At 68.3% G+C, this 11,864-nt stretch carries 10 protein-coding genes; 8 read left to right on the forward strand and 2 right to left on the reverse strand.

The genetic code is table 11. The features are described 5' to 3' along the window. The first annotated feature begins 196 nt into the window (after positions 1-196). The 7 genes from ABD901_RS26090 (at position 197) to ABD901_RS26120 (ending at position 7,131) form a co-directional block, all read left to right on the forward strand. Positions 197-1,582, forward strand: coding sequence for a carbohydrate-binding protein (locus ABD901_RS26090; protein ID WP_345130038.1), 1,386 nt, complete (start codon positions 197-199; stop codon positions 1,580-1,582). 14 nt (positions 1,583-1,596) lie between these two features. Beyond that, a complete protein-coding gene (locus ABD901_RS26095) occupies positions 1,597-3,249 on the forward strand; it encodes a glycosyl hydrolase family 8 (RefSeq protein ID WP_345130040.1) in 1,653 nt (550 codons plus the stop codon). A 103-nt stretch (positions 3,250-3,352) separates the two neighbouring features. Further along, positions 3,353-4,693: a ricin-type beta-trefoil lectin domain protein gene (locus ABD901_RS26100; protein ID WP_345130042.1), complete on the forward strand. Its 1,341-nt coding sequence runs from the start codon at positions 3,353-3,355 to the stop codon at positions 4,691-4,693. Between the two features lie 105 nt (positions 4,694-4,798). Next, the gene (locus ABD901_RS26105) at positions 4,799-5,191 is read left to right on the forward strand and encodes a GntR family transcriptional regulator (protein WP_345130045.1); all 393 of its coding nucleotides are present in this window, start codon (positions 4,799-4,801) and stop codon (positions 5,189-5,191) included. Continuing rightward, complete coding sequence (locus tag ABD901_RS26110) at positions 5,188-6,270, forward strand: DUF1648 domain-containing protein (RefSeq protein WP_345130048.1); 1,083 nt, start codon at positions 5,188-5,190, stop codon at positions 6,268-6,270. The genes ABD901_RS26105 and ABD901_RS26110 overlap by 4 nt, the downstream gene beginning before the upstream one ends. Positions 6,271-6,379: 109 nt before the next feature. Then, positions 6,380-6,844 carry a hypothetical protein gene (locus ABD901_RS26115; protein ID WP_345130049.1) on the forward strand — a complete coding sequence of 155 codons (465 nt, stop codon included), beginning with the start codon at positions 6,380-6,382 and terminating at the stop codon, positions 6,842-6,844. Then, positions 6,841-7,131, forward strand: coding sequence for a winged helix-turn-helix domain-containing protein (locus ABD901_RS26120; RefSeq protein WP_345130051.1), 291 nt, complete (start codon positions 6,841-6,843; stop codon positions 7,129-7,131). The genes ABD901_RS26115 and ABD901_RS26120 overlap by 4 nt, the downstream gene beginning before the upstream one ends. Before the next feature lie 194 nt (positions 7,132-7,325). On the opposite strand, the gene ABD901_RS26125 is transcribed toward ABD901_RS26120, so the two are convergent. Next, positions 7,326-8,330, reverse strand: a complete 1,005-nt coding sequence (locus ABD901_RS26125; RefSeq protein WP_345130053.1) for a hypothetical protein — start codon at positions 8,328-8,330, stop codon at positions 7,326-7,328. 162 nt (positions 8,331-8,492) lie between these two features. Between ABD901_RS26125 and ABD901_RS26130 the strand changes: the two genes are divergently transcribed. Next, a complete protein-coding gene (locus ABD901_RS26130) occupies positions 8,493-9,515 on the forward strand; it encodes an aldo/keto reductase (protein ID WP_345130055.1) in 1,023 nt (340 codons plus the stop codon). Between the two features lie 53 nt (positions 9,516-9,568). On the opposite strand, the gene ABD901_RS26135 is transcribed toward ABD901_RS26130, so the two are convergent. Continuing rightward, on the reverse strand, positions 9,569-11,864 hold a 2,296-nt coding region (locus ABD901_RS26135), incomplete at its 5' end, for a PQQ-dependent sugar dehydrogenase (RefSeq protein ID WP_345130058.1).

Consider the following 11,864-nt stretch of genomic DNA (forward strand, 5'->3'; position numbering starts at 1 on the left):
GCCACCCCGCAGTCGCCGGTCAAGAGCCTGGAAATGCCGCAGTGGCCGCACAGTGCGCGCGAGCAGGCGACCGGCGTCGAGGGCAGTGACCCGCGCGGAGATTGACGCTCGTGAACGCTTGACACCTTGTTCGGGCGGTGGTCCCATCTCCTACAACTGTCAGGCAACTTGCCTAACAGTTCCATCGGGAGGAACGATGCGACTGAACAGACAGCGCGCGGGCCTGACGGCGCTCGCGGTCGGCGTCGTTGCGGCGCTCACGCCGCTCGCACTGCAGGTCCCGTCCGCCGAGGCCGCCACAACGGTCTACCAGGCGGAGAGCGCCACCGTCTCGCAGGGCGTGGTGGAGTCCAACCACGCCGGCTACACCGGCACCGGGTTCGTCAACTACGACAACGTCAGCGGCTCCTACGTGCAATGGACGGTGACCGCAGCGGCCGCCGGCACCGCCACCCTCACCGTGCGGTTCGCCAACGGCACCACCACCAACCGGCCGATGACCATCGCCGTCAACGGCGCGACCGCCGCCTCCGGCGTGGCCTTCAACGGCACCGGCACCTGGGACACCTGGCAGGACGTCAACGTCACCGTGACGCTGAACGCGGGCGCCAACACCGTGCGGGCCACCGCCACCACCGCCAACGGCGGGCCCAACGTCGACAAGCTCACCGTCGCCGACGGCGGCGGCACCAGCGGGCCGAGCATGGCGGTCGCGCCGTACGAGTACTTCGGCTGGGGCAACCCGCAGAGCCCGACGTCGGTCATGTCGGCGACCGGCATCAGGTTCTTCACGCTGGCGTTCATGCTCTCCGACGGTGGGTGCAACCCGCTGTGGGACGGCTCCCGCCCGCTCACCGGCGGCGACGACCAGGCGAAGATCAACGCCATCCGCGGCGCCGGTGGCGACGTCATCGTCTCCTTCGGCGGCTGGAGCGGCAACAAGCTCGGCGAGAAGTGCACGTCGGCGTCGGCGCTGGCCGGGGCGTACCAGAAAGTCATCAACGCCTACAACCTCAAGGCCATCGACGTCGACATCGAGGCGACCGAATTCTCCAACGCCACGGTGCGGCAGCGGGTCATCAGCGCGCTGAAGACCGTCAAGGCGAACAACCCCGGCATCAAGACGTTCGTCACGTTCGGCACGACGCCGACCGGGCCGGACTCCGCCGGCATCGACCTCATCAACAAGGGCGCGGCGACCGGACTCGACAACGACGGCTGGACCATCATGCCGTTCGACTTCGGCGGGCACACCGGCACGATGGGCGCGGCCTCGGTCAGCGCCGCCGACGGCCTGAAGAACGCCGTCAAGAGCGCCTACGGCTACAGCGACGCCGTGGCGTACACGAAGATCGGCATCTCGTCGATGAACGGCAAGACCGACGAGAGCGACGAGACCGTCACGATCGCCGACTTCCAGACCATCCTGTCGTACGCGCAGCAGCATCACCTGGCCCGCCTGACCTTCTGGTCGATCAACCGCGACCGGGCCTGCGGCAGCGGCAGCGACGCTGACGCGTGCAGCGGCGTGTCCCAGGCGGCCTACGCCTACACCAAGATCCTCGTCCAGTACACCGGCTGACCCGGGGAGCACACATGAGAGCACACCTCAGACTGCGGCACATCGCGGCGCCGCTCGTGGCGCTCGGGGTCGTGGCGGCGCTGATGCCGCTCGCCTCCCCGGCCGCGGCGGCCACGACCAGCTACGAGGCGGAGTCGGCCACCATCTCGCAGGGCGTCGTGGAATCCAACCACGCCGGCTACAGCGGTACCGGATTCGTCAACTACGACAACCTCGTCGGCTCCTACGTGCAGTGGTCGGTGACCGCGCCGTCGGCCGGCGCCGCCACGATCGTCCTGCGGTACTCCAACGGCACCACCACCAACCGCCCGATGGACATCACCGTCAACGGCACGGTGGTCGCCGCGGCGACGTCGTTCGGCAGCACGACGAACTGGGACACCTGGCAGAGCAAGACGCTCACGGTGAACCTCAACGCCGGTACCAACACCATCCGGGCCACCGCGACCACCGCCAACGGCGGGCCGAACGTCGACTGGCTCAGCGTCGACGCGGGCACCACCGTCCCGCCGACCGGACCGGCGGTGCCCTTCGGCAGCCACCTGTTCCCCTACGCGGCCGGCACACTGCGCCCGAGCGGCACACAGTCCACAGTGGACCAGGCGGTCGTCACGTACTACAACAAGTGGAAGGCCGCGTTCGTCAAGCAGAACTGCGGCAACGGGTGGTACCAGATCATCTCGCCGGACGCCGATCACCCATACGTCGCCGAGGCGCAGGGCTACGGCATGGTCGTGCTCGCCACGATGGCGGGCGCCGACGCGGGGGCGAAGACCGTCTTCGACGGCCTGGTGAAGTACATGCTCGCCCATCCGTCGGTGAACAACCCGGACCTGCTCGCGGCCGAGCAGGACACCTCGTGCCGCAGCGTCAACGGCTCCGACTCGGCCACCGACGGAGACCTGGACGTGGCGTTCGGCCTGCTGCTGGCCGACAAGCAATGGGGCAGCGCCGGCACGTACAACTACAAGCAGCTGGCGATCCGGCACATCAACGCCATCAAGGCCAGCGAGGTCAACCCGACCACACATCTGCTGCTGCTCGGCGACTGGAGCACCCCGGGTGACAGCCTCTACTGGACCACCCGCCCGTCCGACTTCATGATCGACCACTTCCGCGCGTTCCGGTCGGCGACCGGCGACACGGCGTGGGACACGATCCGCACCGCACACCAGAACCTCATCACCAACCTGCAGAGCCAGTACGCGCCGAGCACCGGCCTGCTGCCCGACTTCGTGGTGAACACCAACACCACCCCGAAGCCGGCGCCCGGGCAGGTGCTGGAGGACCCCAACGACGGCAAGTACTTCTGGAACTCCTGCCGCACGCCGTGGCGCATCGGCGCGGACGCGGTCACCAGCGGCAACGCCGCGTCGCTCGCCTCGGCCCGCAAGCTCAACACGTGGGTGAAGGGCAAGACCGGCAGTAACCCGAGCAGCATCGCGGTCGGCTACTCGCTGAGCGGCAGCGCGATCTCCTCGGGCAGCGAGCCGGCGTTCTTCGCGCCGTTCGCGGTCGCCGCGCTGACCGACCCCGGCAGCCAGGCGTGGCTCGACGCGCTGTGGACCAAGATGCTCAACACCTCGTTCACCAGCAACGACTACTACTCGACGAGCATCCAGCTGCAGGTGCTGATCGTCGCCAGCGGGAACTTCTGGGTTCCCTAACCCCCGCCGTTACAACCGGGCCCGGTGTTCATTGCGGACACCGGGCCCGCGCGGTCGCTAATTATCAGTCAGTCTGACTAACAGTTGTACCCTAGGAGCCCCAATGCAACGGAGAGCCCTCGTGTCCGCGATCGCGGCCGCGTGTGTGTCCGTCCTGGCCGTCATCGGCGTCGTCGCCGCCACCGGGCCGGCCGAGGCGGCTACCAACACCAAGGCCTTCTTCACGCTCTACGGCTGGTACGACAACACCCCGCCGAGCGCCGAGATCGCCTACCCGTCGGTCCACGACGAGGCCGGCGGCACCGGCACGTACAACGACCCGCTGACGTTCGCGGCGGCCACCGGCGCGGCGAAGCCCGGCACGAAGATCTGGGTGCCCCGCCTGCGCAAGTACTTCGTCATGGAGGACGGCTGCGACGAGTGCGACCAGGACTGGAACGGCAAGGGCCCGAACGGCGGCCCGAAGCTCTACCACTTCGACCTCTGGCTCGGTGGGAAGGGCGGCGACCCGTTCGACGCCATCAACTGCGAGGACGCCCTGACGCACTACAACGCGGACGGCTCCGCCACCCTCGAGGACGTCGTCATCGACCCGCCGTCGAACGAGCCCTACGACCCGACGCCGATCTTCGACCTCGAGACCGGTGCCTGCTACGGCGGTGCGAAGCCGAACACGCTGGCCGGCGCGTGGGTGAACAAGTCCACCGGGTACTGCCTGACCGCACCGTCGACCAACCCGGCGAACGGCTCCAAGCTGAGCACCTCGCCCTGCAACGGCAGCGCGACCCAGAACTTCACCTTCCAGGGCGCCTTCATGATCATGGCCCGGCAGTGCGCCACGATCTCGGGCAGCAACCTCGTCTTCCAGCCCTGTGATGCGGGTCCGAAGCAACAGTTCTCGGTCAACCTCAACAACAGCACGATCTCCGACATCCAGACGAGCAAGAAGTGCTTCCGGGACACGAACGGCACGCTGACCGCGGGCAGCTGCTCGGGCGTCCAGAGCCAGTGGACGTTCCCGACGGGCTCGACCCCGCCGCCCTCGACTCCGCCGCCCTCGACCCCGCCGGGCGGCAACAAGAGCTACGAGGGGGAGAGCGCCACGCTGGCCGGCGGCACCACCGTCACCAGCTGCGCCCACTGCTCAGGTGGCAAGAAGCTCAGCTTCCTGGTCAACGGCTCCTCGGCGACGCTGACGGGCATCAGTGAGCCGGCCGACGGCAGCTACACGCTGAAGCTCTACTTCATGAGCGTCGGCCGGAGCAACAACCTCACCCTGACCGTCAACGGCGTCAGCAAGACCGTGACGCTACCGGCGACCCCGGACTACAACACCGTGGTCACCCAGAACGTCACCGTCAGCCTCAAGGCCGGCAGCAGCAACACCATCGTGTTCTCGAACCCGGGCAACACCTCGTTCAACGTGGACCGCATCGTCGTCTGACGACCCTTCTCCCGGCGGCAGGGCGCGTCCGTCCGACGCGCCCTGCCGCTGGCGCCGTTTGTTCGTTTGTTCTATAACTTATAGAATAAACGTGGAGGTGGGTTCGTGATCCTCAACCTCGACCTGGCCAGCGAGGTGCCGCTCTACCAGCAGCTCCGGGATCGGATCGTGGAGGCGATCGCCGAGGGTGTATTGACCGAGGGCAGCCCGTTGCCGCCGATCAGAGCGCTCGCCGCGGACTTCGGGATCAACTTCCACACCGTCAACAAGGCGTACGACCTCCTGCGTCAGCAGGGCCTGATCCGGCTCAACCGCAAGACCGGCGCAGTGGTGACCTCGACGGTCGCGGACTCGCCGTTCCGCGAGGACTGGACCGCGCGGGCGCGGACCTTGCTCGCCGAGGCCGTCGCCAGGGGACTGCCGGCCGACGAGGTCCTCACAACCTGCGACTCCCTGCTCGCCTCATTTCGTACCAGCCACTCAGGGGACACGCCATGACTGTCGCCATCGCTCTGAGCTCCGTGTTGTCCGCACTGGTGCTGGTACTCGCGCTGGTGCTGCCCTCGCTCAGCAGCCCGACCGTGCCCTTCGGCGTTCGGGTGCCGGCCCAGCGGGCCGCCGACCCGACGGTGGTCAGGCAGACCCGTATCTACCGATGGCGGGTGCTGGGCGGCGGGATCCTCGCCGCCGGGATCGGCGTGGTCATGTTCAGCGTGACCGGTGAACCGTTGCTCCTGCCGATGTCGGTGCTGCTCCTCGTCGGCGTCTGGTACGGCTGCTTCTTCCTGGCCAACCACGAGATCCGCGCCGCCAAGGCCGCCGGCGGGTGGTACGAAGGCCTGCGCCAAGGCATCGCCGTGGACACCGAGCTCCGGACCGACCCACCGCGGTTTCCGTGGCTCTGGCTGGCACCCGCGCTGGTCATCGTGGTCGCTACCGTGGTGATCGGCCTGATCCGGTACCCGTCGATACCCGAGACATTCGCCGTGCACTACGACGCGAACGGCGTACCCGACCGGATGGCCGCCAAGTCGGTCGCCACCGCGTTCTCACTGGTGTTCGTCCAGGTCGGCCTCACCGCACTCCTCGCGGGCATCGCGGCGGCCGTCTTCCGCGGCCGGCCCGACCTCGACCCGGCGCGCCCGGCCGCCTCCGCGCGCTGGTACCGCCGGTACATCTCGCAGAGCGCCAAGGCGCTGCTCGGGCTCGCCGCGATGATCGATCTGGCATTGCTGGGATCGTCACTACTGATGTGGACCGGCACTGTCACCTCGTGGGCACCCCTGGTGGTCGTGCTTCCGATCCTGACCGCCGTCGTGGTCGCCGTCGTGGTCCTCGCCCGGAACAATCGCGAACGGCCTGAGGGCGAGCCGGAGACGGGCCTGACCCACCGCGACGACGACCGGTACTGGCGCGGCGGTCTGTTCTACCTCAACCGAGAAGACCATGCACTGCTGGTTCCGCGCCGGTTCGGTCTCGGATGGACGCTCAACCTCGGCAACCCCAAGTCGGCGATCCTTCTGGCCGGCGTGGTCGCATTCATCGGGTTAATGGTCACCCTGCGCTTTGGTACGTGACTCCCGGGCCACGGCGCGCGGATCGCGGCTACGTGAGGGTGGCCTCGGGCCGATGCCGACCACTACTTTCCACTTGCCGAAGTGGAAAGCTATCGGTATGGTTTCCAACATGGAAAGTAGTGAGATTCGGCAGCAGCTGGCGGCAGCCGAGCGCGGAGCGGCAGCGCCGTACATCGACTACCCACCTACGCCGTGGTGGTACTCCCCGTCCATAGGACTGTGGGCGGCCGCGATGATTGGGGCGTTCACGTGGTGGCGGGAGAACGCCGCGCTGTTCGCAAGCTCCCTGGCCATCCTGTTGGTGCTGGAGCTGGTCTTCCTGACCTGGATGCGCCGCCGGCACGGTGCGCTGCCCATGCCGGGCAGGGGCACACCGCCGCCGGAGATCGCGGCCGTCTGGCGGGGTTACCTGCTCACGCTCCCCGTGGTCGTGCTGGTCGTGGCCGCCGGCTGGTGGCTGGGCGGAGTGCCGGTAGCCGCTGGACTTGCGTTCGTTCTGGCCACGGCCGGGCTGGCGATCTATGAGCGTCGTTACGCCAAAGCGGCCGCCTCGGTAAGGTCGCGACTTACGTGATCGACGGTCTGGACCCGATCATTCATGTCCCCAAACGCCTCGCCGCGATGGGGATCCTGGCCAATGCGCCGTCGGTTTCGTTCCGCTTTCTGAAGGAGCATTTGCAGCTCAGCGATTCGGACCTGTCCAAACAGATGGCCACCCTGGAATCGGCCGGTTACGTGACCGCGACGAAGGACGGTCACGGCCGCGGGACTAGCACCACGTACCGGATGACCCGTGCCGGCGGCCATGCCTTTGAGGCGCATTGCGCGGCATTGCGCGCGCTGCTGGACGGCATCGGCTGAACGCCGCCCGCGAGAGGCCGGCGGAACGTCTGCCGTGGCCGCACGTCAGATCTGCGTTCTCGCCTGCTCGATGTGCCGCACGATGGCGTGAGCACCATGCGCGAGTGCGATGGCATGGGCCTCGTCGAGCGTCTAGCCGGGGCAACCTGGGAGCATCCGGATCGGCTGCGACGGATGCCTCCGCAACGCAGCGGTCAGCGGACGCGGTTGGCCCACTTCCAGTTCGCTACAAAGCCGCCCACGGTGGAACCGAAGAAGTACGCCCAGACGTGCGAGGCGACGTACGGGCCGATCCGGCCGAACACCGCCGCGCACTCGTCGCGGCGGCCGGAGAGCGCATACGCGACGGCAAGCCAGTTCTCGCATACGAGTGCCCGGGCGTGGACCGGTGGACCGGGCGAGCGCCACTTCGTCACGCACGCGTCGAGCTCGCGTTGGACATCGTCGCGCTGGAAGTACCGACGGCAGTTGATGAGTCCGTCCCTGCTGACCTTGCCCCAGCAGTACTGCCGCATCGCGTACTCGAGGTGTGCGAACAGCGGCAGCATCGTGACGCCGCTGCCGGCCGGCGCCTCGGATGCTGTCTCGCGGGCAAGGTCGAACATCGCGCGATGCGAGCCGAACCACTTCTCGCACTGAAAGTTGACGGCGGTCCAATGAGCATCGAAGTTGTACCGGTCCCGTCGCCTTGCCTCAGCGAGTACCTCGCGGAAGGCACCGCGTTGATCACGGACGGCGAACATGGATCCCAGCAGGATGGTGCACGGCATCGGGTCGTCAGGCGCGAGGGTCAGCGCACGCACCGCCTCGGCGTGCGATCGCTCGGACAGCTCGGCGAACGAGCGGAACTGCTCCTCCGAGGTTTGCGCCGCCGGCGCGGCGCCTCGCGCCTTGCCGGCCCTGTCGCTGAGCGCGGCCGCGTTCAAGGTCACCGCTATGGGGTCGTCCGGGGCGTCCAGCAGCCAGGCATCGAGCCATCCGCCGGCATCCTGCGGGGCGGCCTCGGCCAGCACCTTGAGCCGAAGCCCGCGACGCTCCCAGTCGGCACCGGCGGTGGCGACGATATCGCGGGCGGCCGCCCAGTCGCCGGCAACCGCAAGGCCACGCGCCGCGCGAAGCTCCCGATCGTCCAGCGCCATGTCGCGGTCGGGTTCCGGCATGACAGGCGCCGAGCCGCGCCGCAGGAGACGTCCGAGCACGCGAAGATCATACTGACACGTCGGTGACTGCTGTGCTCCACCTACGTGGAGCACAGCAGGACGGCGCCGAGGCCCTGCCCAGCAGCCTGGACGACCGCCGCTTCGACGACGTGGTACGAGTTGAGCAGACTCGGGGTTGAGATCACGTCGAAGGAGCAACGGATGGAGTACCGCACCTTGGGCGGCACCGGCACAGTGGTGTCCGCCCAGTGCCTGGGCACGATGACGTTCGGCAAGGAGAGCAGCGAGGAGGTGTCGCACGCCCAGCTCGACCGGTACGTCGAGCAAGGCGGGAACTTCGTCGACACCGCCAACGTGTACGCCGGCGGGGCCTCCGAACAGATCGTCGGCCGCTGGCTGGCGGCCCGGCCCGGGATGAGAGACCGGCTGGTCATCGCGACGAAGGGGCGCTTCCCGATGGGGGACGGGCCCAACGACGCCGGCCTGACCCGCACCAACCTGTCCCGGGCGCTGGACGCGAGCCTGCGCCGGCTCGGCATCGAGACGATCGACCTCTACCAGGCGCACGCCTGGGACCCGCTGACCCCGATCGAGGAGACGCTCGGGTTCTTCGACGACGCCGTGCGCGCCGGGAAGATCCGCTACGCCGGCGTCAGCAACTTCCTCGGCTGGCAGCTGCAGAAGGCGGCGCTGCTGACCCAGTTCCGGGGGCTCGCGCCGATCGTCACCCTGCAGCCGCAGTACAACCTGCTCGTTCGCGACATCGAGTTCGAGCTGGTCGACGTGTGCCGCAACGAGCGCATCGGCATCCTGCCATGGTCGCCGCTGGCCGGCGGCTGGCTGTCCGGGAAGTACACCCGCAACAACGAGCCGACGGGCGCGACCCGCCTCGGCGAGGACCCGCGGCGCGGCATGGAGGCGTACGCCCCGCGCAACGCGCAGGAGCGCACCTGGCAGATCCTCGACGCGGTGCGCAAGGTGGCCGAGGGGCGCGGCGTGTCGATGGCGCAGGTGGCGCTCGCCTGGGTCGCGGACCGCCCCGCCGTCACGTCGGTGATCCTCGGCGCGCGCACGGTCGAGCAGCTCGACGACAACCTCGCCGCGGCGGATCTGCACCTGACCGAGCAGGAGACGGCGCTGCTCACGGAGGCCAGCGCGCCGATCGTGTCCGACTACCCCTACGGCGGACCCGGCGTCGACCAGCGCTCCCGCGTGCTGTGGTGACGACTGCGGTGGTCGCGGGGTGCAGTCCCGCGACCACCGGTCGCCGCAGCGGGTCAGGTGACGGTGACCCGCATGATCTGGTCGGAGCCGTTGCTGGCGCCGCCGTTGTTGTCGCAGTTGGTGGTGGTGAGCCAGAAGGCGTCGGCGCCGGGGATTTTGGTGACGGTGCGGAGGCGGCCGTAGGTGCCGACGTAGTAGGCGCTGGGGGTGCCGGTGGTTTCCCCGGTGAGGATGGGGATGCGCCAGAGGCGTTCGCCGCGTAGGGCGGCCATGTAGACGACGTCACGCACGATGGTGATGCCGCTGGGTGATGCCTGGTCGACGGGCCATTGGCGTTTGGGGTTTTGCATGCCGGTGACGGTGCAGGTGCCTTCGCAGGTGGGCCAGCCGTAGTTGAGGCCGGGTTTGATGAGGTTGAGTTCGTCGTACATGGAGTTGCCGAACTCGGCTTCCCACAGCCGGCCTTGGGAGTCCCAGGCGATGCCTTGGGGGTTGCGGTGGCCGTAGCTGTACACGAGGGTGCCGAACGGGTTGCCCGGGGCGGGGGTGCCGTCGGTTTTCATCCGCAGGATCTTGCCGTTGAGGGAGTTTTTGTCCTGTGCGTTGCTGCCGGTCTGGGCGTCGCCGGTGGTGGCGTAGAGGTAGCCGTCCGGGCCGAACGCGAGCCGGCCACCGTTGTGGTACCGGTTTTTGGCGATGCCGGTGACCAGGGTGGTGTATCCGGTGAGGGTGCTGCCGTTGTAGGTCATGCGCGCGATGCGGTTGCCCTCGGATGCGGTGTGCATGAGGTACACGAAGTGGTTCGTGGCCCAGTTGGGGTCGAACGCCACGCCGAGCAGTCCGCCTTCACCGTTGGTGGTGACGACGTTGGGGACGGTGCCGACGAGGGTTTTGGTGCCGCCGGTGGTGGCGAGTTTGTACACCCGGAACTGGCCGGCGGCGACCTTGTCGTCGCGTTCGGTGACCAGCGCCGACTGTCCGTCGGGGGCGAAGGCGACACCCCAGGGGATGGTCCAGCCGGTCGAGTAGGTGGCGATGGCCGACGGTACGCCGCCGCTGCACGCGGGCGTGGTGAAGGTGACGGTGTTGCTCGGCGGCGAGGTGTTGCCGGCCAGGTCCCGGGCGACCACGTTGAGGGTGTAGGGGGTGTTGCAGGCGAGGCTGGTGACGGTGGTCGTGGTCGCCGGTGGGGTGCCGTTGACCGATGTCACCACGGTGGTGCCGATCCGGACGTCGTAGGCGACGACGCCCCGGTTGTCGGTGGACGCGGCCCAGGTGAGGGTCACGCTGCCGGAGGTGAGGTTGGAGTAGCTGAGGCTGGCCGGTGCGGTCGGGGCCTGGGTGTCGGTGCTGGGCAGGGTGGTGCAGATGGCCTGGGCGCTGGACAGCGACACATTGCCGGCGGCGTCGCGGGCGAAGACCGACAGCCGGTACTCGGTGTTGGGGGTGAGCCCGGTCAGGGTTGTGCTGGTGCCGGTGCCGGCGGACTGCGCGAGGAGGTTGCCGTCGTGGTAGATGTCGTAGCCGGTCACGGCGATGTTGTCGGTGGAGGCGCCCCAGGACAGGTTGATGCTGGTGTCGGTGATGTTGGCGCAGCTGGGCTGGCCTGGTGTGGTGGGTGCGATCGAGTCGGTCTGTCCGGTGACCCGCAGCCGGTCCAGGTTCGGACCACCGTTGGCGGTGGTGGCGGTGGCGCGGACCGTGTTGGTGCCGGCGTTGAGAGAGACGGAGATGGTCTTGTCAGCCCAGGTGTCCCAGTCGGCGGTCGCGCCGAAGGGCAGGTCCAACGCGACCGAGTTGCCGTTGACGGTGATGTCCATCGGCCGGTTCACGGTCGTGCCGTTGGCGTACCGGAACGTCAGCTGCGCGGTACCCGTCGCCGCCGCGCTCACGGAGAACTCCACATAGGACCCGGCGATGTTCGTGTAGTCCACGAACCCGGTCCCGGTGTAGCCGGTGTGGTTGCTCGCCACGGTGCCTTGCGAGACGGTGGCCGTTTCGGCCTGGTAGTCGGTGGACGCTGCGGCCACGCTGACGTCGATGTAGTCGAGGTTGGCGTAGCCCAGGGCGGTGGTGGCGGTGATCCGGATTGTGTTCGATCCGGCGTTGACGTTGGCGGTGACCGTTTTGTCGGCCCAGGTGTCCCAGTTGGTGGTCGGGTCGAAGGCGGCGGCCGCGGCGATGACGGTGCCGTTGACGCTGATGTCGGCGGGTCGGTTCGTGGTGGTGCCGTTGGAGTAGCGGATGATGAAGGTGCCGGGGCCGGCGTTGGGCGCGGTGACGGTGCATTCGAGGTAGTTGCCGACGGCGTTGTCGCCGTTGGCGAATCCGGTGCCGCTGTAGTTGGCG

The sequence above is a fragment of the Dactylosporangium darangshiense genome, from assembly GCF_039537565.1.
In the GTDB taxonomy this organism is placed as follows: Bacteria; Actinomycetota; Actinomycetes; order Mycobacteriales; family Micromonosporaceae; genus Dactylosporangium; species Dactylosporangium darangshiense.